At 71.6% G+C, this 21,255-nt stretch carries 18 protein-coding genes; 10 read left to right on the top strand and 8 right to left on the bottom strand.

The genetic code is table 11. The features are described 5' to 3' along the window. Positions 1–12 precede the first annotated feature (12 nt). From QI554_RS29705 to QI554_RS29690, 4 genes are all read left to right on the top strand, one after another. The gene (locus QI554_RS29705; protein WP_281474155.1) at positions 13–519 is read left to right on the top strand and encodes a hypothetical protein; all 507 of its coding nucleotides are present in this window, start codon (positions 13–15) and stop codon (positions 517–519) included. Then, a complete protein-coding gene (locus tag QI554_RS29700; RefSeq protein WP_281474154.1) occupies positions 516–1,034 on the top strand; it encodes a hypothetical protein in 519 nt (172 codons plus the stop codon). Before QI554_RS29705 ends, QI554_RS29700 begins: the two co-directional genes overlap by 4 nt. Before the next feature lie 121 nt (positions 1,035–1,155). Next, entirely contained in the window at positions 1,156–2,223 is a 1,068-nt protein-coding gene (locus QI554_RS29695) for a Zn-dependent alcohol dehydrogenase (RefSeq protein WP_281474153.1), read from the top strand. Between the two features lie 102 nt (positions 2,224–2,325). Further along, positions 2,326–2,781, top strand: a complete 456-nt coding sequence (locus tag QI554_RS29690) for a VOC family protein (protein WP_281474151.1) — start codon at positions 2,326–2,328, stop codon at positions 2,779–2,781. A gap of 37 nt (positions 2,782–2,818) precedes the next feature. Here the strand turns inward: QI554_RS29690 and QI554_RS29685 are convergent, their stop codons facing one another. Continuing rightward, positions 2,819–3,748, bottom strand: coding sequence for an SCO4651 family lipoprotein (locus tag QI554_RS29685; protein WP_281474150.1), 930 nt, complete (start codon positions 3,746–3,748; stop codon positions 2,819–2,821). A 272-nt stretch (positions 3,749–4,020) separates the two neighbouring features. Here QI554_RS29685 and QI554_RS29680 point away from each other — a divergent pair, with 272 nt between their 5' ends. Beyond that, positions 4,021–5,055, top strand: a complete 1,035-nt coding sequence (locus QI554_RS29680; protein ID WP_281474148.1) for an SPFH domain-containing protein — start codon at positions 4,021–4,023, stop codon at positions 5,053–5,055. A 60-nt stretch (positions 5,056–5,115) separates the two neighbouring features. Here the strand turns inward: QI554_RS29680 and QI554_RS29675 are convergent, their stop codons facing one another. From QI554_RS29675 to QI554_RS29655, 5 genes are all read right to left on the bottom strand, one after another. Further along, the gene (locus QI554_RS29675; protein ID WP_281474147.1) at positions 5,116–6,036 is read right to left on the bottom strand and encodes an SCO4651 family lipoprotein; all 921 of its coding nucleotides are present in this window, start codon (positions 6,034–6,036) and stop codon (positions 5,116–5,118) included. Positions 6,037–6,149: 113 nt separating this feature from the next. Then, positions 6,150–6,659 (bottom strand): flavin reductase family protein, encoded by a 510-nt coding sequence (locus QI554_RS29670; protein WP_281474145.1) that lies wholly within the window; start codon positions 6,657–6,659, stop codon positions 6,150–6,152. A gap of 300 nt (positions 6,660–6,959) precedes the next feature. Further along, a complete protein-coding gene (locus QI554_RS29665) occupies positions 6,960–7,832 on the bottom strand; it encodes an enoyl-CoA hydratase/isomerase family protein (protein WP_281474144.1) in 873 nt (290 codons plus the stop codon). Positions 7,833–7,907: 75 nt separating this feature from the next. Next, positions 7,908–10,058, bottom strand: a complete 2,151-nt coding sequence (locus tag QI554_RS29660; protein WP_281474141.1) for an acetate--CoA ligase family protein — start codon at positions 10,056–10,058, stop codon at positions 7,908–7,910. A gap of 297 nt (positions 10,059–10,355) precedes the next feature. Next, positions 10,356–11,888, bottom strand: coding sequence for a class I adenylate-forming enzyme family protein (locus tag QI554_RS29655; protein ID WP_281474139.1), 1,533 nt, complete (start codon positions 11,886–11,888; stop codon positions 10,356–10,358). 192 nt (positions 11,889–12,080) lie between these two features. Here QI554_RS29655 and QI554_RS29650 point away from each other — a divergent pair, with 192 nt between their 5' ends. From QI554_RS29650 to QI554_RS29635, 4 genes are all read left to right on the top strand, one after another. Beyond that, complete coding sequence (locus tag QI554_RS29650; protein ID WP_281474137.1) at positions 12,081–13,238, top strand: acyl-CoA dehydrogenase family protein; 1,158 nt, start codon at positions 12,081–12,083, stop codon at positions 13,236–13,238. Between the two features lie 95 nt (positions 13,239–13,333). Continuing rightward, positions 13,334–15,118 (top strand): caspase, EACC1-associated type, encoded by a 1,785-nt coding sequence (locus QI554_RS29645; RefSeq protein ID WP_281474136.1) that lies wholly within the window; start codon positions 13,334–13,336, stop codon positions 15,116–15,118. Further along, entirely contained in the window at positions 15,115–16,911 is a 1,797-nt protein-coding gene (locus tag QI554_RS29640; protein ID WP_281474134.1) for a caspase, EACC1-associated type, read from the top strand. The genes QI554_RS29645 and QI554_RS29640 overlap by 4 nt, the downstream gene beginning before the upstream one ends. Continuing rightward, positions 16,899–18,632 carry a caspase, EACC1-associated type gene (locus tag QI554_RS29635; RefSeq protein WP_281474132.1) on the top strand — a complete coding sequence of 578 codons (1,734 nt, stop codon included), beginning with the start codon at positions 16,899–16,901 and terminating at the stop codon, positions 18,630–18,632. Before QI554_RS29640 ends, QI554_RS29635 begins: the two co-directional genes overlap by 13 nt. A gap of 16 nt (positions 18,633–18,648) precedes the next feature. On the opposite strand, the gene QI554_RS29630 is transcribed toward QI554_RS29635, so the two are convergent. Continuing rightward, a complete protein-coding gene (locus QI554_RS29630) occupies positions 18,649–19,464 on the bottom strand; it encodes an MBL fold metallo-hydrolase (RefSeq protein ID WP_281474130.1) in 816 nt (271 codons plus the stop codon). 29 nt (positions 19,465–19,493) lie between these two features. Then, positions 19,494–20,138 (bottom strand): TetR/AcrR family transcriptional regulator, encoded by a 645-nt coding sequence (locus QI554_RS29625; protein ID WP_281474128.1) that lies wholly within the window; start codon positions 20,136–20,138, stop codon positions 19,494–19,496. A gap of 141 nt (positions 20,139–20,279) precedes the next feature. Here QI554_RS29625 and QI554_RS29620 point away from each other — a divergent pair, with 141 nt between their 5' ends. Beyond that, the gene (locus QI554_RS29620) at positions 20,280–21,104 is read left to right on the top strand and encodes an MBL fold metallo-hydrolase (RefSeq protein WP_281474126.1); all 825 of its coding nucleotides are present in this window, start codon (positions 20,280–20,282) and stop codon (positions 21,102–21,104) included. Positions 21,105–21,255: the final 151 nt, after the last annotated feature.

The following is a 21,255-nucleotide window of genomic DNA, read 5'->3' as shown; positions in this document are numbered from 1 at the left end:
GAGAATGCGGTCATGGCGTACGACCCGGACCTGATCGGCCTCTGGCACACCGGCCCCTACGACCTGGGCGCCATGGAGACCTCCGAGGCGGCCTTCCTCCCGGACGGTGGCGGCTGGACGGAGTGGAGCGGCTTCGGCGGCTCCACCGAGGTCGTCGGACTGCGCTGGGACTGCCCGACGCCGGGCCGGCTGGTCGTCCAGGAGGTCTGGTACGCACACGGGTACTGGTCGAACGACGGGCCCACGCGGTGGGAGAAGTTCGCATTCCTGGACCGGCCGCCGGAGGCCAACGCGTACTCCGTGAATCCCGCCGCGCGGATCCCCGGCTGGAACGGGCGGTTCACTGCGTTGGCCCTGCGCGAGCACATCGCGTTCTCCCGCGGGTACGCCCTCCGGAGGCGTGATGTCGGCGCCGCGGACTGTCCCGCGTACTCCTTGCTCATCGCGCCCTCCCCAGCCGATCTCTTGCGCCAAGCTGGGGATCGTGGGGGGTGGACACCGGGAGGAGACGGGACATGACTGATCCGCTCGTCGGGCTCTGGCGGGGCGTGCCGTTCGATGCGTCGGCTACGCGGCGTATCGAGCTGGCGTTCCTGGGCAACGGCATGGGCTGGACGGAGTGGACGACCGCGGTCGGCGGCGTCGAGGTGGTCGGGTTCCGGTGGCGGGCCACCGGGCCGACGGTGCTCGAAGTGCTCGACATATGGTGCGCGTTCGGCCTGACCGCCGAACGGTCCGCGGTCGAGTGGGACGAGCTCGAGTGGCGCGACGACCCGCCGTTCACCGTGGAGTTCGTCCTCGGGCCGGAGCCCGGCGCGAGACCCGGCGCGGCACCGGGGGAGGCCCCGGCGCGGAGCCTGCGGGTGTCCGGCACACTGGGCGGGGCCAGGGAGTTCACGGCGGTGCGGCCGGACGTGACGTTCGCCGACTGCCCCGCCCGCGAGGTGGCCCCCGAACTCGGAGTGGGCATCGCGGACGCGGTGAGCCGCCTCCCGGGTGGCGATCTCCGCGGCGACCCGAAAACCCGACCATGAGCACTGTCACAACAGGCTGACTCATCGTCAGACGCGCGCTAGGTTGGGCATGACACTGCCGGACCGCCGTCGACAGCACCGGTCCGCACGAGGTGACCGACCCACCACGGAGGAGACCCCGGTGAAAGGCGTTCTGTTCGACGGCAAGGAAGCCCTCGTAGTCGACGACCTCGAGGTCCGCGACCCCGGGCCGAACGAAGTCCTCGTCAAGATCGGCGCGGCCGGCCTGTGCCACTCCGACATCAGCGTCATCAACGGCACCATCCCGTTCCCGCCGCCGGTCGTGCTCGGGCACGAGGGCGCGGGCGTCGTCGAGGCCGTCGGCGAGCTGGTCACGCACGTCAAGCCGGGCGACCACGTCGCGCTGTCTACGCTCGCCGCGTGCGGCGCGTGCCGCGAGTGCGACCGCGGGCGTCCGACCATGTGCGTCAAGAGCTTCGGGCAGCTCAACCAGCCGTTCACGCGTGACGGCAAGCCGGTCTACAACTTCGCGGGCCTGTCGGTCTTCGCCGAGCGGATCGTCGTCAAGGGCGTCCAGGCGGTCAAGATCCCCAAGTCCATCCCGATGGCGTCCGCGGCGCTCATCGGCTGCGGCGTCCTCACCGGCGTCGGCGCCGTCCTCAACCGGGCCAAGGTGCAGCCGGGCGACACCGTCGCGGTCATCGGCACCGGCGGCATCGGCCTCAACGTCATCCAGGCCGCCAAGCTGGCCGGCGCCGTCAAGATCGTCGCCGTCGACGCCAACCCGGCGAAGGAGGCCGTGGCCCGCGAGTTCGGCGCCACCGACTTCGTGGACGCCAAGGCCGTCGAGAGCTCGGTCAAGGCCGTCCAGGAGCTCGTCCCCGGCGGCGTCGACCACGCCTTCGAGTGCGTCGGCCACGTCGCGGTCATCCGCAACGCCATCGACATGCTCGGCCGCGCCGGCCAGGCCGTCATTCTCGGCGTCGCCCCGTCCGACGCGGAGGCGTCCTTCCACGTCTCGTCGATGTTCCTCGACAAGAGCATCATGGGCTGCCGCTACGGCTCCTCCCGCCCGCAGTACGACATCGCGCGCTACGCCGACCTGTACGGCACCGGCGCCCTCAAGCTCGACGAGCTGGTGACCCAGACCTACGCGCTGGACGACTTCCACCACGCGGTGGAGGACGCGGAGGCCGGCAAGGTCGCCCGCGGCGTGTTCGTCTTCTGACCCGCAGGACACCCCGAACGGGGCCGGTACGCACGGATCTTCCGCGCGTACCGGCCCCGTTCGCGTGCGCCTGACGGCGGAGGGGTCTGACAGGCCCCCGCCATGGAGATGACGCTGCAAGTGACCATCGACTGCGCCGACGCACCCACGCTCGTGGCGTTCTGGAGCGAGGCCCTCGGCTACATTCCCGAACCGCCGCCGGGCGGCCACGGCACGTGGCGGGAGTACTGGCTGGCCGCGGGTGTGCCCGAGGAGGAACTGCCGGACGGCGTGGGGGAGACCGCCGAGTCGATCGTCGATCCCACCGGGCGGGGCCCGCGGGTGTGGTTCCAGGAGGTCCCCGAGGCCAAGACCGCCAAGAACCGGATGCACTTCGACCTGAAGGTCGGCGGCGGCCGCGACGTGCCGTTGGAGGTCCGGACGCGGCGGGTCGCCGACACCGTCGAGCGACTGGTCGCGGTCGGCGCCCGCGTGCTCCGGGTCTCGGACGAGCCCGAGGCCGGCCAGTACGGCGTCACGCTGGCAGACCCGGAGGGCAACGAGTTCTGCGTCGTCTAGGCGTTCGCCGGCCGGCCGCGGGCAGCGGGAGGGACGGCTACCGCTTCACATCGGCCGACGCGATCGTCTGGTTCGCGGGCGGCGTCGTGATGTTCACCGGGGAGTTCCACTTGGTGAACGTCACGGTCGTCTCGAGGTGCTGCTTCTTGTCCGCTACCGTGATGTCCTGCCCCGTCACCTGTTTGACCGGCAACTGGTCCGCGCCGATCCACAGTTCGATCTTCAGCGGAGTGTCGCCCCAGGCCTTGGCCACGGCGTCCATCAGCTTCGCGTCCTCGGGCGACTCGTTCTTGGTCTGCGGGTTGTTCGCCCGCAGCTGCTTGAGGTCGACGGTGCCCGAGTAGTGCGTGGCCTGGACGCCGTTGACGGTCTCGGTGCCGACCTCGCGGATGTCGCCGGACTTCTGAAGCAGGGCGAGGTGCTGCGTGGGATCCAGGGGGGACTGGGCGCCCTGCCCCGCGGGCGTGGTCTGCGCCGCGGCCGCGAGGTCCTTCCTCTCCCACTGCTTGCCGCCGTTCTTCGCGGCCTCCTCGGGTTGCAGCTTGGCGTAGAAGGCCTGCGCGGTGCCGACCGTCTCCGTGGTCACGGTCGAGGTCTCGTCGAGCAGCTTGATCATGGTCGTCGAGACCGAGTGCGTGGCCTGGTCCGGCCGGATGCGGACGTCCGTCTCGACCGTCGTCTTCTTGACGCCGTCGACCGTGGTGACCGTCGACTGGTGCACCGAGGTGGTCGCGGACGTCTTCGTCTTCGCGGTCTCCAGCTTGGCCGCCAGCGGGGACCCGGCACCGCCGGCCGCCGAGGTCCCGGGCGTCCCGCCCGACGGGCCCGGCGATGCCGGGGCCGACGCCGCCGACTTCGCATCGGCCTTGCCGTCGGACTTCCCGTCGGACGTGCCGAAGTCGCAGCCGGTGACGGTGAACGACAGGCACACGGCGCCGACGACGGCACCGAACGCGAGCTTGCGCATGGTGTGGGGCTCCCCGAAGCGAACCGGCGTCCGGGAGCGCGCACGGTGCGCGGCGGCGGCCGGTTTCCTACGGGGCCAGCCAACAACGGCCCGCGGCGCCAGGACGGCGCCGCACGGCCTCACCATGCGAGGGGCAACCGCCACTGTCCGACGGGCGACCGGCCGCGCGACCTCCGCGAACCTGAGGGAAATGCCCCGTACCGCCGGGCTTCCGGTCCAGCATCCTGGCGGCACAAACAATGTGATCGAGAAGACGATCAACGGGAGCGACGATGTCTTCCTTCTCAGTTCCGAACATCCTGCGCGGCCGCAAGGCATGGGTCTTCCTCGCCGTCGGGATCCTCGTCCTGATCATCCTCATCCGCATGCTGAACGCCATCTTCGGCGGCCTGGAGCGGACCAACGCGGGCGAGATCGGAGTGGTCCGCAACGGCGGGCCGTTCGACAACAACAACATCCGCCAGGTCATGGACCCGTCGTCCGGCATGACGTGGACCGGCTTCTACTCGACCGTCCACAAGTACCCGGCGCAGCAGCGGTTCTACACGATCACCGCGCAGGCCAACGCGGGCGACAAGGGCGGCGTCGACATCGTGCACGTGCCGTCCAGCGACGGCGTCGACATGGGCATCGAGGGCACGCTGTACTTCAGCCTCAACCTCGACCACTCCGTCATCAAGCGGTTCGACGACAAGTTCGGCACCCGCAAGTTCTCGCTGGGCAAGGACGCCTACTACCCGTGGGACGGCGACAAGGGCTGGTCGGCGTTCCTCGACCAGATCATCCGCCCGGTGATCGACAACGACCTGCGCGTCCAGATCGGCAACTTCCGCTGCGCGGACCTGGTGAGCAGCTGCGCCCTCGTGCAGAACGCCTCGGCGCCGGGCCAGCCGACGGCGCCCGCGCCGGTCTCCGGCGCCGCCAGCAACAACAACATCTCCAAGATCCAGGACGCCATCAACACCTCGCTGGCCGCCGACCTGAAGGCCACGCTGGGCGACGAGTTCATCGTCAACCTGCGCTTCAACCTGGTCCGGATCACGATGCCGCAGAGCGTCCAGGACGCGGTGAACCAGGCCCAGGCGGCCTACGCGAAGGTCTCCGAGATGCAGGCCAAGGCCGCCCAGTCGCAGGCCCTCGTCGCCCAGGCCGAGGCCGAGGCGAAGGCGAACGCGGCCCGGCAGCAGGGCTACAACGCGTGCCCGGCGTGCGCGCAGATCGACATCATGAAGTCCATCCCGCCGAACGTGACCACGTTCGCCCCGGGCCAGGGCTTCTCGATCACGGCCCCGGCCGGAAAGCCGTAACGACCGACGAGAAAGCCCCCGGGAGCGCACTGCTCCCGGGGGCTTCGCCGTGTCCGGCGGCTATCGCGTACGGACCTGGTCAGCGGGCGGTTCCGCGGCGTCGACGGGAGAGCCCCAGCCGGTGAGCCTGATCTGCACGGTGAAGGCCAGCGGCTCCGGTACCGCGTCCTCGTAGGCCGGATCGGGGGCTTCGGTCGTGAAGACCGGGTCCTCGGTGCGGTTGTAGACGCTCTTCGCGCTCATCTGCACCGGCAGCCGATCGGCGCCGAGCCAGATGTCGAACCGGACCGAGGTCTGGCGGTTGTCGAGGAAGTCGACCGCCAGACGCTGGTACTGGCCCTCGGTCAGGCCGAGCGACTTCGCGGTCGCGGTCTTGAGTGCGGACGCTGGGTAGGCGCCCTGGTAGTGCGCGGTCTGGACACCGTCGAGCGGCTCGTCGCCGGCCTTGTGCACATCGGGAGCCGCCGCCAGTACGGCGAGCGCGACCACCGGGTCCTGGAGGGCCGGGTGTGCGTCCGCCGTGGGTGAGGGTGGCCTGGGACGGTCCGAGGTGCCGGGCACGGCGGACGGCGCGGGGCGTGGCGTCCACTGCTTCGAAAGCGCGTCAGCGGGGATCATGCCGCCGCCCTCGAGCACCTTCGAGTAGAGCCGGGTCTCGGTGGCGATGAGCTCGATCTTCGGCGCCTCCGCGGCGTTGCCCGGCTCCGCGAGGCCGCTGAACGTCGTCGTGGTGTGCACGACGGGCGCGGGCCCGTACCGGAAGGAGGAGTCCGCCGTGACGGACACGCTCCCGTCCGACCCCTGCGCGATGGTCCCCTTCGTCGTGACGGTCTGCTTGGCGTTCGCCGCTTCGCGGGCGTCCCGCAGCGCCCGTACCGCGCTCGCGTCGCCCGTCCCCGTCTTGGACTTGCCCGCGGCGTCGTTCGTCCCACCGCATGCCCCCGCCCCGAGCACGACGGCCGCCAGGTACACGGCCGTCACGGTGTGTCTTCTACGCATGACTGAGAACCCCCTCGATCCCCGGAGACACATAGACCCCGGAGCGTCGTGCGCGTCCGGGGCCTACGGGATTGAGGGAGAGACTAACCGGTGGGTCAGTCGGCGTTCTGGGCGGGGTGGCCGAACTTGCCCTTGTAGAACAGCAGCGGGCCCGCGTCGTCACGCGGTGCTTCCAGGGCCTGCACGCGGCCGACGACGATCTCGTGGTCGCCGCCGTCCACGACCTGCTCCAGGGTGCAGTCGATGTACGCCAGCGTCCCCTCGAGGAGCGGCGAGCCGGTGACCGGGGCGGGCTTGTGGGCGACGCCCGCGAACTTGTCGGCGCCGCTGACCGCGAAGCCGCGGCAGAGCTGCTCCTGGTCGTCGGCCAGCACGTTGACGCAGAACTTGCCGCCCGGCTGTATGCGCGGCCAGGTCGTCGACGTCTTGGCGACGAAGAAGGTCACCAGCGGCGGGTCGAGCGACAGGGACGAGAAGGACTGGCAGGCGAAGCCCACCGGGTCGTCGCCGTCGACGGCGGTGATGATCGTGACGCCGCTGCAGAAGTGCCCGAGCACGTGCCGGAACGCGGCGGGGTCGACGGCGGGAGCGTCGAGCTGGCCCATGGGTCCTCGCAGACATCATCGGAAGTACGGACAAGCGGGGCAAATCCCGCATGTCCGGAGAAAGGGTGCCGCCGGAGCGTGATTTTCGGCGGTGGACCGACGCTATGGGAGGGGAAAACGGTGCGTCAATCGATCCGGAACGGGGCGTGCGTCACACCTGACGCTCAGTCAGTTGTCTTGGCACACACCGCTATTGCCGTGCGGCCCGGGGGAGTTCGGGAAGATCCCCCGGGCCGCGATCAAGGGCGGAGCGAAGCGACTCGAATATGGGTGGTGGGGGGTGACGGGTGGGCAGGTGCGTCACCAGCCGTAGTACTCCGGCTTGCGGCGCTCGATCAGGCTCGCGACGCCCTCGTTGGCGTCGCGCGTGGTCATGTTCAGCTCGACGGAGTCCGCCTCCTCGCCGAAGGACGTCGCCCGGTCGCTGTCCAGCGAGCGGTTGACCAGGCGCTTGGTGATGGCCAGCGCGCGCGTCGGCCCGGTGGCCAGGCGCTCGGCCCACTCCTTGACGGTGGCCTGCAGCTCGTCGTCCGCGACCACCTTGTTGACGACGCCGATCCGGTACGCCTCGTCGGCGGGCAGGTCGTCGCCGAAGAACATCAGCTCCTTGGCCTTCTGTGGCCCGACCAGGCGCGGCAGGAGGTACGCGCTGCCGCCGTCCGGGATGAGGCCGCGGCGCGTGAAGATCTGGATGAACCGGGCGCTCTGCGCCGAGATCACCAGGTCGCAGGCCAGCGCGAGGCTCATGCCGTAGCCGGCCGTGGTGCCGTTGATCGCCGCGATGACCGGCTTCTCGCACTCCAGGACCGCGGTGGTCAGGCGCAGCACACCGTTCTTCATCATGCGCGACGCGTAGCCGGTCGGCCGCTCCGGCGGCTTGGGCGCGCCGTCCTCGGCGGGCGCGGCGTCCGCGAGGAGCGACTTGGTGCCGGGCGAGCTGCGCAGGTCCATGCCGGTGCAGAAGTGCTTGGCCCCCGCCGCACCGAGGACGACCGCGCGCACGGCCTCGTTCGCCGAGGCCTCGCCGAGCAGCGCGATGATCGTCTCGCGCTGGTCCCAGGTGATGGCGTTGCTGGCCTTGGGGCGGTTGAGGGTGATCCACAGCACACCGTTCTCGATGCGGTGGAGCAGCTCGGGCTCGGGGGCGGCCTCGGTGTCGGGGGTGGTGCTCATGACGAGGGTGGTTCCTCTCGGGGGTTGCTGCGGTCGCTGTCCGACGTCGGGATCAGCGCTGGGTGGTGCCTGCTGTCACTTGGGTATCGCGAGCGCGTCCAGGGCGACGGTTCCGCCGCCGCGCGGCATGACCATCAGCGGGTTGATGTCGAGTTCGGCCAGGTCGTCGCCGAGCTCGAGGGCCATGCGCTGGACCCGCATCACGACGTCGACGAGGGCGTCGAGGTCGGCGGCGGGCTGCCCGCGCAGGCCCTGCAGGCACTTGAGGCCGCGCAGCTCGCCGAGCATGCGGCGCACCTCGTACGGGCCGAACGGCGGCACGCCGATGGCGATGTCGTCGAAGACCTCCACGAAGATGCCGCCGAGGCCGACCGTGACGGTGGGCCCGAACAGCTCGTCGTGGGCGATCCCGACGACCATCTCGACGCCCTTGTCGACCTGCTGGCACACCAGCACGCCTTCGAGGCGCCCGGCGCCGTTGTCGCGCGCCGCGTCGACGATCTCGCGGTACGCGTCGCGCACCTGGCTCGCCGAGCGCAGGCCCAGCTTGACCAGCCCGAGGTCGCTCTTGTGCGGCAGCTGCGGCGCGCAGGCCTTCATCACCACGGGGTAGCCGATGAGGCCGGCGGCGCGTACCGCGGCGGCGGCCGAGGTGACCAGCTGCTCGCGCGGGACGCGGATGCCGTACGTGCGCAGCAGCTGCTTGGCGGAGTGCTCCGACAGCGGCTTGCCGGTGGTGAGCAGCCGGCGCGCCTTGGCGGCGGCCGGGGAGGCCGTGCGCGCGACGTCGTCGAACGGCGGGGTGTAGTTGTCGCGGAAGCGGTGGTAGTCGAAGTAGGCCCGGAGCGCGGTGACGCAGTTGCCGAACGTCCGGAAGACCACGATCCGGCTCGACTTGAGCAGGATGTCGCGGTACGCGGACTCGTCGCCGACCGGCGAGCCCCAGATCACGCACACGACCTTGTCCGTCGCCTCCGCCGCGTCGACCAGGTCCTGCGCGAGCTTGTCGCTCATGGGCGGGAACGCGCCGGTGATGGGACAGACGAGCACGCCGATGTTCGGGTCGGCGAGGATCGCGTCGATGATCTTGCGGCCGCGTTCGTCGCCGGCGGGGTGTCCGCCGTTGTCGACCGGGTTCGAGATGGTGAGGTAACCGGGGATCCACTCGCGCAGCGACTCCTGTGTGCCGGGCGCGAGTTGCGGAAGCGACAGGCCCTGGGCGGCGGCCAGGTCGGCCATGTGCGCGCCGGTGCCGCCCGAGATGGAGTACACGCACACGCCGTCCGCCTTCGGGCGGCTGGTGCGCGCGAACATCTGGGACGTGTCGATGAGTTCGTCCAGGCCGTCGACGCGGGTGACGCCGAACTGCCGGAACACGGCCGACGCGACGCGGTCCTGGCCGGTGAGCTTTCCGGTGTGCGACGCGGCCATCTTCGCGCCGGATTCGGTGCGTCCGACCTTGACCATCACGATCGGCTTGCGCTGCTGCGCCGCGTGGTCGGCGGCGAGCGCGAAGGTGCGCCCGTCCTTGAAGCCCTCGATGTAGCAGGCGATCACGCCGACTTCGGGCTGGTCGGCGAAGTACCGGATGAAGTCGGCGGTTTCGAGGTCCGCCTCGTTCCCGACCGGCGCCCAGTGCGAGACCTTGATGCCGATCTCCTGGGACGCGAACACCGGGCGGCCCTGGTGGCCGCTCTGTGTGATGAGCGCGATCGACTTGCCGTCGAGGTCGGTGCGGAACTCCTCGAAGGCGTTGAGGTTGGTGTTGGGACCGAGCAGCCGCAGCGGTCCGCCGTCGATCAACTCCGTGAGCCGCGCCTGTGCTTCGGCTCCGGCCGCACCCGACTCGGCGAACCCGGCCGCGAACACCACCGCGAAGGACACCCCGGCCGCGGCGAGGTCGGCGAGGACCTCCTGCGGGTCGCCCACCAGGATCACCGCGAGGTCGACGACCTCCGGTACGGAGGCGATGTCGGGGTGGCACACCTGGCCGCCGATGACCGCGTGCTTGGGGTTGACCGGGAACATCGTCGCCCCGACCCGCTCGGACCAGGCCCGCAGTTGCGCGGTGATGCGGGCACCGGGGCGGCCCTCGGTGTCGGAGGCGCCGATGACGGCGACGGTGCGCGGCCGGAAGAACCGGTCCAGGTCGGCGGGCCGCAGCATGAGCGGCCGGCCGGTGACGTCGACCGGCAGTGCCGGGTCGACCGACTTGACCGGGCTCATGGAGCCCAATGCGCTCGCGGAACCGGTACGGGCGTGTCCCGGAGCGTGCTGTTCCCTGCTGTCACGAAGCATCGTCTGGCCCGTCCCTCGTCTTCCGATCCATCAGTGAATCATGACCTGACGGTCAGTCAGTTAGCTTGCTGATGGGACGTCAGGACTGTCTACCGTCTCATCCCCCCGTGGTCTCGCATATCTGTCCGATCATGGGGATTTCTGGTGACTTGGTCAATATTTTTCGATGAAGCCGCCGGTCAGGAGGGTGTTCCAAACCGGAGGATCGTCTTTCGCGGCGCCGGGCTACGGCGCTCGCGTCTCTCCATCGAGCCGCCGCTCGCGGTCAGCGAGCGCCTTGCGATCGACCTTGTCCATTCCGGTGAGCGGCAACTCGTCCACGATCCGCAGCGCCTCGGGCAGCTTGTACGCCGCCAGGCGCGGTGCCGCGAAAGCCCTCAGGTCCTCCAGCGTGGGCGTCGGGGCGTCGGCCCTCGGCACCACGACCGCGACGCCGATCTCGCCCATCACCGCACTCGGCCGCGGCGCCACCGCGACCGACGCCACCCCCGGGTGCGCCAGCAGGACGGACTCGACCTCGAGCGGGAAGACGTTGTAGCCACCGCGGATGTACATGTCGGAGATCCGGCCGGTGATGCGCAGACAGCCGGTTCCGTCGATCAGCCCGAGGTCACCCGTGCGCAGCCACCCCTGCGGGTCGAGCGCCTTCGCGGTGTCCTCGGGGTTGCGCCAGTATCCGGCCATCACCGAGGCGGCTCGCAGGCAGATCTGCCCGGCCTCGCCCTGTGCCAGCGCCTTGCCGGTCTCCGGATCGCGGATCTCCAGCTCGGTGCCGGGGCGGGGGCGCCCGACGGTGTGCAGGGCCTCGTCCTCCGGTGCGTCGAAGGACGTGAGCGTGCCGAGGCCGCCGGACTCGGTCATCGAGTAGCGGATCGAGTACCCGGCCCCGAAGCGCTCGCGCGCCTCGCGGACGGTCGGCGCCGGGGACGGGCCGGCGCCGACGATCAGGCCCTTCACGCACGAGAAGTCGTACGAGTCGAACTCGGGACGGCGCAGCAGCAGCGAGATCTGCGCCGCGACGCCGCCGATGTACGGGATGCGCTCGCGGGCCACGATCCGCAGCGCGTCCTCGGCCCGCCACCGCCCCAGCAGGTGCATGGTGGCGCCGAGCTTGAGGTAGCCCGCCAGCTTGGCCATGAACCCGACGTGCGGCAGGCCGGTCGCGACCAGCTGCGGGCCGCCCTCGCCCCACCGGCCGCCGGTGTCCATCTCGGTGATCGCCGCGATCTGCCGCGACGTGAACAGCGCGCCCTTGGGCACGCCGGTGGTGCCCGACGTGAACACGACCGTCTCGGGCAGGTCGGGGTCGGTCACGCCGGTGACCTGCGGGGCCGGCGGGATCGCGTCCAGGCGCAGGTCGCCCCACACCTCGTAGGCCGTCTTCGCCGGCACGCAGCGCAGCAGCTCGGCGCCGCCGGGGACGCCCTCCGCCAGCTCCTCGGTGGCGATCACCAGCTCGGGCTTCGCCTGCGCCAGCACCCGAGCGCGCTCGTCGGCGGTGTAGCGCGGGCCGACGCCGGTGGTGACCGCTCCCAGCCGGGCGAGCGCAAGGTAGGCCACCACGTACTCGGGGCCGGTGGGCAGGACGAGCGCCGCGAGGTCGCCCGCACGGACCCCCCGCTTCGCCAGCCCGGCGGCGACCTGGTCGGTCACCGCGTCCAGGCCCGCGTACGTGAACGCCGTGCCGCCCTGGACCAGCGCCCGGCGCTCGGGAAAGCGCCGCGCGGCCTCCCGCAACACTGCGGCCACTACGGTCATCAGGACTCCTCCTGCCAGGCTTCCCCTTTGAGCACAGCACGGAAGGGGCTCCGCGCACCACGGTCCAAGGGTGTGATGAAGGCGATGTTCGCATGATATGACGGTGTGTCAGATACTGGGGTGCGGGCCGCGGGATCGCGCAATGGGGCCGGTCCGAAACGCACAGCCCGGTGATGATCAGGGAGCAGCGGCATGGACGTCGAGTTCAGCGAGGAACAGCAGGAGATCCGCAGGGCTCTCCGCGACGCACTCGACAAGGCCGCCGACTCCCCGGCGGTCCGCGCCGCCATGGCCACCGAGCACGGCTACGACCCCAAGGTCTGGCGCCGCCTCTGCGAGCAGACCGGCCTCGCCGGACTCGGCATCCCCGAGGAGTACGGCGGCGTCGGCTTCACCTTCACCGAGGTCGTCATCGCGCTCGAGGAGATGGGCCGCACGCTGTTCCCGTCGCCCTTCCTCGGCTCCGCGGTCCTCGCCGCGTCCGCACTCGTCCACGGCGGCGACGAGGCCGCCCGCGCCGAGTACCTGCCGGGCATGGCCGAGGGTGCCACGATCGCCACGCTCGCCCTCGCCGAGCCCGGCGCCCGCGACGTCACCGAGGTCTCGGTCACCGCGACCGCGACGTCGACCGGCGAGTACCGCCTCGACGGCGTGAAGACGCACGTCATCGACGGCGCCCTCGCCGACCTGGTCCTGGTCGCCGCCCGCCTCGACGGCGAGGTCGCGCTCTTCGCGGTCGCCGCCGACGCCGCCGGCCTCACGCGCGCGGCGCTCCCCGTCCTCGACCAGACCCGCCGCCAGGCCCGCCTCGACTTCAGCGACACCCCGGCCCGCCTGATCGGTGCCCCCGGCGCCCAGGCCGAGGCCGCCCTCGAACGCGTCCGGCAGCTCACCGAGATCGCCATCGCCGCCGAGTCCGTCGGCGGCGCCGCGCGCTGCCTCGACATGACCGTCGAATACAGCAAGATCCGCGTGCAGTTCGGCCGTGCGATCGGGTCCTTCCAGGCGATCAAGCACCGCTGCGCCGACATGTACGTGCAGCTGGAGACGTCCCGCTCGGCCCTCTACTACGCCGCCTGGGCCGCCACCGAGGCCGAGGCCGTCGGCCTCGACGTCGACCCCGCCGCCCCCGGCGCGGGCGAACTCGCCCTCATGGCCCCGCTCGCCATGACCACCGCGACCGCAGCGTACCGCGCCATCGCCGAGGAGACCATCCAGCTCCACGGCGGCGTCGGGTTCACGTGGGAGCACGACGCCCACCTGTACCTCAAGCGCGCCACCACCTCGGCCCTGCTCTTCGGCCGCCGCACGGCACAGCGCGAACGCATCGCGGCCCTCGCGGGCATCTGACCGGCACGAACGGCGCGGGGCCGACGGGCGATTGCCCCTCGGCCCCGTCCCGTTGGCGGTAACCTGCGACTCCGAGGAGGGGGAGTCGGGGGTCGATGACACAGCCCGGTGGTGTGCCGAACATGCCCGCGCCCGCGCTGCCGCCGGGACCGCGTTCCGCCCTGGTCGTCGCCACGGGGGAGTACACCGACCCGGCACTCCGCCGCTTACGCGCCCCCGGACGGGACGCCGACACCTTCGCCGCGGTGCTGGGCGACCCGGCGATCGGCGGCTTCGACGTCACCCTCCTGAAGGACCGCCCCCACCACGAGATCAAGCACGACACCGACGAGTTCCTCGCCACGCGGAGCCCCGACGAGCTGGTGCTGCTCTACCTGACGTGCCACGGCGTGAAGGACCACCGCGGCCGCCTGCACTTCACGGGAACGGACACGAAGAAGGACCGGCTCGTCTCCACCGGCATCGAGTCGTCCTGGCTCCTCGACCGCCTGGACGACTGCCCGGCCCGGCGCCAGGTGCTGATTCTCGACTGCTGCTTCAGCGGCGCCTTCGCGGTCGGCGGCGCCAAGGGAGACAGCGAACTCGACCTGGCGGCGGCGTTGTTGGGGCACGGCCGAGGCCGCGTCGTACTGACCGCCTCGCGCGCGGGCGAGTACTCGTTCGAAGGCGAACCCTTGAACGGCACGGGCGAGCCGGGGTCGCTGTTCACGGAGGGCTTGATCGCCGGACTCCGTTCCGGAGAGGCGGACTTCGACCACGACGGCTACATCACGGTCGAGGACGCCTACGAGTTCGCGTGCCGGCACGTCGCGGAGAACGGCGCGCGCCAGACGCCGCAGCGTTGGCTGTACGGCGCGGAGGGGAAGATCTACCTCGCGCGGACCCGCGTCGCCGTGCCGACGCCGACGCCGACGCCGACGCCGACGCCGACGCCGACGCCGACACCGGCCAGGGCGCCCGCGCCCGGCAGGCCGACGCTCGAGCTGCTCGACGTCCATCCGGCGCCGCGAAAGGGGACGAACGGGCTCCCGTTCGCCTTGAGCCCGAACGGGCGCCTCCTCGCGATCGGCGGCGTCGAGGGCGCGGTCCGGGTCGTCGACACGCACACACGAGCTCCTGTCGACGAGTACGACATGGGCGTCGGGGTCCCCTCGAAGATCGTGTACTCGTCCGACGGTTCGGCGTTGGTCTGCGCCGACTCGGGCCGGTTCCGGCTCATCGAGCCCGGGCGGGCCCGGATCACCGACTGGATGCACGCGGGCGGCATCCCCGTGGACGTCGCGTTCCATCCGGCCACCCGGGACGTCGTCGCGGCCTTCCGCGACACACCCGCCATGATCTGGGAGCCACACGAGTCCGGACCGCCAACGCAGCGGACGGTGATTCTCGGCGCCTTTCCCCTCATCTGCGTGCGGTACCCCGCCCCGCGCGCGAGCGCCGGGGACGCCGTGCTGGGCGTCAGCCGAACGGGCACGGCCTACCTGTGGTCGCCGTCGACCGGGACTGTGCTCCCGTGCCCAGGCCGAGTGACGGCCCTGCGCACCGCGGCGATGCACCCGGAGGGAACAGCGGCGGTCGTGGTCGGGCCCGACAGCCGTATGTACCGCATCAGCGACGACGAGGGCCGGGTGCGGCAGGCCCGCTGGACCGACGAGTCCGACCTGGTCTCGTCGGTCGCCTACAGCGACGACGGGACGCTCGTCGCGACCGGCTTCCGCACCGCGGAGCTGGTGCTGTGGGATGCCGGCGCGGGCCGTCGGCTGCACACCGTCAAGGACGCCTTCCACGAGGTCCAGAGCGTCGCGTTCGCCGCCGACGACAGCCTCCTGGCGTCTGGACACTCGGACGGCACGATCCGCATCTGGGCGGTGCGGCGATGACCTCGGAATCGTCGGTCACCGTCCCGGCCCCGGCCCTTCCGCCGGGCCGGCGGTCGGCGCTCGTGGTGGCGACGGCGGCGTACGTGGATCCCGGGCTCAGCCGCCTCCGGTCGCCCGTGCACGACGTCGCCGAGCTGGCCGGCGTGCTCGCGGATCCCGGGATCGGCGGGTTCGACGTGGTTCGTGTCGTCGACCGGCCGCACCACGAACTCAAGTTCGCGGTCGAGGACTTCCTTGCCGCGCGCAAGGGGGACGAACTGATCTTCGTCTACCTGAGCTGCCACGGTGTCAGGGACGGTCGCGGGCGGCTCTACTTTGCCGCGACGGACACTCGCAAGTCGCACCTCGCCTCGACCGGCGTCGAATCCGCGTGGCTGCTGGACCTCTTGGACGAATGCCGGGCAGGACGCCAGGTGGTGGTCCTGGACTGCTGCTTCAGCGGCGCGTTCGCGGTCGCCGGTGCGAAGGCCGACGCGGAGCTGGACCTCGGACGCCGGCTCGGCGGGCAAGGGCGGGGCCGGGTCGTGCTGACGGCTTCGCGGGCCGGCGAGTACTCGTTCGAGGGCAAGCCACTGTCGGCGGGCGGCACCGGTGCCTCGGCGTTCACCGCCGGACTGGTGGAGGGCCTGCGGACCGGCTGGGCGGACACGGACAACGACGGGCTGATCACCGTCGAGGACGCCTACGACTACGCCTGCACGCGGGTCGGCGTCGGCCAGACCCCGCAGCGCTGGGTGTTCGGCGGTGAGGGCCGGTTGGTGCTGGCCAGGAGCGCGGCGGGGGTCAGGGTCGAGCCGACACCGCTGCCGGACGGCTTGAGGATGAGTCTGGAGAGCCCCTACCCCGAGGTGCGGATCGGCGCGGTGAACACCCTCGGGGTCTGGCTGCGCGGCGACGACCACGGGGAGCGCATCACGGCAGGCGTCGAGCTGCGCAGGGTCGTCGAGACCGAGGCACCGCGCGTGGCCTCGGTCGCCCGGACGCTGCTGGGGACGGCGCCGGACACGCCCGCGGGCTCGCCGCGCCCCATGTCCGTCAAGGCGTCGGAGAGCGCGGTGACAGCGCTCGCGTTCAGCAGACGGGGCCGCGCCCTGGCGAGTGCCAACGGGGATGACGGCCTGATCCGGTTGTGGAGCGTGGTGGAAGAGCGGCCGCTCAGGAGCCTCAGAGTCATGGGGCGAAGCGTGCACGCGCTCGCCTTGTCGATGGCGGGCGAACACCTGGCGGTTGCAGACGGGGACGCGGGTGTCTCCGTGCTTTCGCTCAAGGACGGGGTGCGTCTCCACACGGTGCCGACCGACGGCCGGGTGGCGGCGTTGTCGTTCAGCCCGTACGGAGAGGGGTCCCTGGTCGTCGGCGGGGAGGACGGATGGCTCGCGGTCCACGACACCCGATCATGGGCGCGCGTCCAGGAGTGGCCGAGCCTCGAGGGTCGCCGCATTGCGGCCGTGGCTGGACCTCTCGGCGGTTACGGCATCGCTGTGGAGGTCGAGGAGACGGACCTTGAACCGTTGGCCGTCCCTGTAGATCCGGCGTTGTCCGAATACGGGATCTCGGTCGTCTACGGCACGACTGCGGCCGCCGTGTGGGGGACGACAGCGGTGGCCGCGGCCGGACACGGGAAGTCCGTGCGGCTTCTCCATCGGACGCCCGATGCCTGGATTCCCATCCCGGAGGTCATCTACCCAGCGGAGCCCACAAGCCTGGCGTTCAGCGACAACGGGCGGTGCCTGACCGTGGGTTGCCTGGACGGAAGCGTCTACTTCCACCAGGTGCCGGCGTGGTCGACGTGACCGCCGCACCGGCCGGCGGACGCCGGTCCGCGCTCGTCATCGCCACCGCGACCTACGACGACCCCGCCCTGAGCCGGCTGCGTGCCCCCGCACATGACGTCGCCGAGTTCGCGGAGGTGCTCGCCGATCCGGCGTTGGGCGGGTTCGCGGTGACGAGTCTCGTCGACCGGCGGCATCACGAGATCAAGCATGACGTCGACGAGTTCCTCGCCTCCCGCAAGGCCGACGAACTGGTGGTCGTCTACCTGACGACGCACGGCCTTCGCGACGCGCGTGGTCGGCTGTACTTCGCGGCGACCGACACGCGAAAGGCGCGTCTGGCCTCGACAACCGTCGAAGCGCCGTGGCTGCTGGACCAGTTGGACGAGTGCCCGGCCCGGTCCCAGGTCGTCGTCCTGGACTGCTGCTTCAGCGGGGCGTTCGCCGCCGGGGCCAAGGCCGGGGACGAACTCGACCTGCGTGAGCACCTGATGGGCCCCGCGCGCGGACGCGTCGTGCTGACCGCGTCGCGGGCGAGCGAGTACTCGTTCGAGGGCGAGGCGATGGCCGGCGACGGGGTGCGGTCGGTGTTCACGGCGGCGCTGGTCGAGGGGATCAGGTCCGGCGGTGCCGATGCCGACAACGACGGCGTCATCACGGTCGACGACGCCTACGATTACGCGTTCGCCCGCATGCGCGCACGAGGCGCGAAGCAGACGCCGCAGCGGTGGGTGTTCGGCGCCGAGGGCAGGATCCGGCTGTCGCGCAACCCGCGTGCGAGGGTGTCGGATCCGCCGCCGGAACCGCCTGCTCGGCAAGCCCGTCCCCGCCGTCGGCGGCTGACCTTGCTGCGCACGCTCCCCGCACAGGATCAGGAGCCGCGCTTCCCCGACGTCCTGGCGGTCGCCTACCGGCCCGGCTCGAACGAGTTGGTGGCGACCTACCAGGACGGCTCGGTGCGCGTGTGGAACGAGCACGGCAGCCTGCGCGGGGCGTGGACCGCGCACACGTCCAGGCCCGTGAACGCGGTGGCGTTCTCGCCTGACGGCGTGATGCTGGCCGTCGGCGGCGAGCGCTTCCTGTGGATGTGGGCCGTCGACGACGGCGCCGCGCGACGGCCCGTCAGGCACCGTCAGTCCGTGGTGCGTTCGCTCGCGTTCAGCCCGGACGGCGTGCTGCTCGCGAGTGCCGGCGACGACGGCACGGTGCGGCTGGCGGACTGGCGTGACGGAACGCACCGCGTGCTGTCCGCCCCCGGCGGCGATCCGCTCGAAGCGGTGGCCTTCACCGCCGGAGGCAGTGTCGTCGCCGCCACGGGCTCGGGCGGCCGCGTCCACACCTGGCGTATCAGGGAGCAGGACGTCCACCACATGTGGCAGACCCGGGACGGAGTGTCGAACGCCCTGGCCGCCCACGACGCGACCGGCCGTCTCGTCGTGGGCGGGGACCGGCGCCGGATCCGGATGACCGACCTCGGCGCCAACCTCGAACTGGGCCCACACTGGGGGCCGGTCGCCGGGACGATCCGTGCCCTCGCCTTCAGCCCTGACGGTACCGCCGTGGCCAGCGGCGGCACCGACGGGATGGTCAGGCTGTGGGACCCGGAGCTCGGCCGCCGTTTCACCAGCGGCAAGGCAGAGTGCGGCCATGCCGTCACCTCCGTCGCGTTCGCGTCGAACGGCCGTCAGGTGGCGGCGGGTTGCGTCGACGGCCTGGTCCGCGTCCTCGGGGTCGGCCCGTGATCCCGGCCGGTGCCGGTCAGTTCCCGGCGTAGCGCGCGATCTCCCAGGGGTCGTGGGACGAGAAGACCTCGACCTCCCCGTTGTGCAGCCGCACCAGTTCGCGCAGCCGCGCGTGGTTGGCCAGGCGCAGTGGCCGGTCGACCTCGCCACCGACCTGCACGAGGTCGAGAAGGGGGTGCGAGCGGGGCTGATCGGGGTCGACCTCGCCGTGGTAGAAGTACGCGTCGCCGCAGTGCAGGAGCCACGTCGCGCCGTCCCGGACCGCGACCGCGGTGTGGCCCTCGGTGTGCCCGCCGAGCGGGATCAGCAGGATGTCGTCGGTCAGGCCGTCCAACTGCCGTACCGCGTCGAAGCCGAACCACGCGTCGCCCTGGTCCTCCACGTACGTCGCCCACTTCGGGCCGTGCGCGATCTGCGCGGCCCGGTAGCGGTCGAGGCCGGAGGTGAGCCCGGCCTCGTGCTCGGCCTTGTGGAGGTGGACCGTCGCGTCGGGGAAGTCGGGCAGCCCGCCGGCGTGGTCGCGGTCGAGGTGGGTGAGCACGATGTGCCGGACGTCGGACGGGTCGTAGCCGAGCCGCCGCACCTGGTGCAGGGCGGTCTCCTCGAGGTCGAGGACGGGTCCGGCGACCGCGACCCAGTCGGCGCCGAGGGTTTCGGCGGGACGGGCGACGTCGTTCGTGCCGAGGCCGGTCTCGACCAGCACGAGGCCGTCCGAGTCGGTTTCGACGAGCAGGCAGTGGCATACGGCGCGGGCGGGCGCCAGCGGGCTGTCGGGGCCGTCGGCGTGGTCGATCTCGACCATGGAGCCGCAGTTCAGGTGGTGCACGCGCATCGGGGACCGGTCCCTTTCCGGGTGGCGGATCAGCGTGACGCGTCGACGGAGGTGTCGACGGGTTTGTCAGTGGGTTTGTCGGCGGGTTCGTCGGTGGGCGGCGCGACGGAACTCTCGACGAGGTCGGCGAGTTGGGCGGCGACGCTGTGCAGCGGCGCGGTGTCCTGCCGAACCTTGGCGAGCAGGATCGCGCCCTGGATCGACGACAGGACGAGTGTTGCCAGTGCGGGCGCCGCCGATTCGGCGACTCCCCACCGGACGAGGGCGAGGCGGAGGCCGGCCAGCCAGCCGTCGAAGACCTGGTCGCATTGCGCACGGACGGGTTCGTCCGTTCCCGCCTCCAGGGCGACGACCGCGACCGGGCAGCCGGTGGTGTAGTCCGACGAGGTCAGCGATTCCGCGAACAGCCCGGCGAGGCCCGCGAGTCCGTCGCGTGCCCCGGTCGCGGCGGCCACGACCTCGGCCATCCGCGACGCGTACCGGCTCCCGGACAGCCCGACCGCCTCGGTCGTGAGCTGCGTCTTGCCGCCCGGGAAGTGGAAGTACAGCGAGCCCTTCGGCGCCTCGGCCTCGGCGAGGATCTGGTTGAGCCCGGTGCCGAGGTAGCCCTGCCGCTGGTAGAGCCCGGCGGCGGTGTCGAGGATGCGCTGACGCGTGTCGTTCTTCCGACCCATGGCCCAGATAATATGTAGACCGGTCTAGTAAATCCACCCTGCGCGGCTAAACGCGAATTTCTTTGCGTAAAGGGGGGTGTTCATGTGAGAGTCGCGGTACCGGGTACAGCCGACCTGCCGTGCACTCCGAGAGGAACGCCCATGACCGCCGTCGCCGACCAGCGCCGCGTCCCCCACACCGCCCGCGACCTGCACATCACCGCCGTCGGCGGGCCCACCGCCGTGCTCGAGTTCGCCGGGCTGCGGATCGTCACCGACCCGACGTTCGACGCGCCGCGCGACTATCCGATAACCCCCGAGCGGGTGCTGACCAAGACCGAGCCGTCGGCGTTCGGGGCGGACCGGGTCGGGACGGTCGACGCCGTCCTGCTGTCGCACGACCACCACGTGGACAACCTCGACGAGAGCGGGCGCGCGTTCATCGCGGACGTGCCCGTGGTCTTCAGCACCGGTGCCGCGGCCGGGCGCATCGGCGGCGTGGTGCGCGAACTCCCGCTGTGGGAGCACGCCGAGCTCGTCCGTCCCGACGGCGGCGTGTTGCGCGTGACCCGCGTTCCCGCGCTGCACGGCCCGGAGGGCACCGAGCACCTGGTCGGCGAGGTCGCCGGGTTCGTGCTGTCCGGCGAGGGGCTGCCGACGGTGTACGTCAGCGGGGACAACGCGTCGCTCGACCTCGTCCGCGAGATCGCCGACCGGTTCGAACGCATCGACATCGCCCTGCTGTTCGCCGGTGCGGCGAAGACCCCGCTGATCCCCGAAGGCCACCTGACGCTGACCAGCGCGCAGACCGCCGAGGCCGCGGAGATCCTCGGGGCGGCGCACGTCGTCCCGCTGCACTTCAACAGCTGGGCGCACTTCACCGAGGGCATCGACGACCTGCGCGACGCCTTCGCCGCGGCCGGCCTGACCGACCGCGTCACGCTGCTCGCGCCCGGCGAGGCCACCACGGTCCGCGTCGCGGAGTAGCGGTACGGCGGAGTCGGTCGCGCCACGAGTGAGGAGTGGGGCGGGCGGTTCGTGTCAGCGGCCGCGCGGGGCTTCGGTCACCGTGTGCCGTCGACGTCGACCGCGCCGGCACCCCCCCGCCCCGCCCCCCGCGGGCGGGGGCGGCGGCCAT

The sequence above is a fragment of the Yinghuangia seranimata genome, assembly GCF_029953285.1.
GTDB lineage: Bacteria > Actinomycetota > Actinomycetes > Streptomycetales > Streptomycetaceae > Yinghuangia > Yinghuangia seranimata.
Note: the sequence above shows the minus strand (reverse complement) of the source record. Positions and strands in the feature narration are given on the sequence as shown.

Coding starts and splice junctions, on each gene's coding strand:
- QI554_RS29705 (WP_281474155.1), top strand. CDS start 13: ATGGCGTACGACCCGGACCTGATCGGCCTCTGGCACACCGGCCCCTAC.
- QI554_RS29700 (WP_281474154.1), top strand. CDS start 516: ATGACTGATCCGCTCGTCGGGCTCTGGCGGGGCGTGCCGTTCGATGCG.
- QI554_RS29690 (WP_281474151.1), top strand. CDS start 2,326: ATGGAGATGACGCTGCAAGTGACCATCGACTGCGCCGACGCACCCACG.
- QI554_RS29685 (WP_281474150.1), bottom strand. CDS start 3,748: ATGCGCAAGCTCGCGTTCGGTGCCGTCGTCGGCGCCGTGTGCCTGTCG.
- QI554_RS29680 (WP_281474148.1), top strand. CDS start 4,021: ATGTCTTCCTTCTCAGTTCCGAACATCCTGCGCGGCCGCAAGGCATGG.
- QI554_RS29670 (WP_281474145.1), bottom strand. CDS start 6,659: ATGGGCCAGCTCGACGCTCCCGCCGTCGACCCCGCCGCGTTCCGGCAC.
- QI554_RS29665 (WP_281474144.1), bottom strand. CDS start 7,832: ATGAGCACCACCCCCGACACCGAGGCCGCCCCCGAGCCCGAGCTGCTC.
- QI554_RS29660 (WP_281474141.1), bottom strand. CDS start 10,058: ATGAGCCCGGTCAAGTCGGTCGACCCGGCACTGCCGGTCGACGTCACC.
- QI554_RS29655 (WP_281474139.1), bottom strand. CDS start 11,888: ATGACCGTAGTGGCCGCAGTGTTGCGGGAGGCCGCGCGGCGCTTTCCC.
- QI554_RS29650 (WP_281474137.1), top strand. CDS start 12,081: ATGGACGTCGAGTTCAGCGAGGAACAGCAGGAGATCCGCAGGGCTCTC.
- QI554_RS29645 (WP_281474136.1), top strand. CDS start 13,334: ATGACACAGCCCGGTGGTGTGCCGAACATGCCCGCGCCCGCGCTGCCG.
- QI554_RS29640 (WP_281474134.1), top strand. CDS start 15,115: ATGACCTCGGAATCGTCGGTCACCGTCCCGGCCCCGGCCCTTCCGCCG.
- QI554_RS29630 (WP_281474130.1), bottom strand. CDS start 19,464: ATGCGCGTGCACCACCTGAACTGCGGCTCCATGGTCGAGATCGACCAC.
- QI554_RS29625 (WP_281474128.1), bottom strand. CDS start 20,138: ATGGGTCGGAAGAACGACACGCGTCAGCGCATCCTCGACACCGCCGCC.
- QI554_RS29620 (WP_281474126.1), top strand. CDS start 20,280: ATGACCGCCGTCGCCGACCAGCGCCGCGTCCCCCACACCGCCCGCGAC.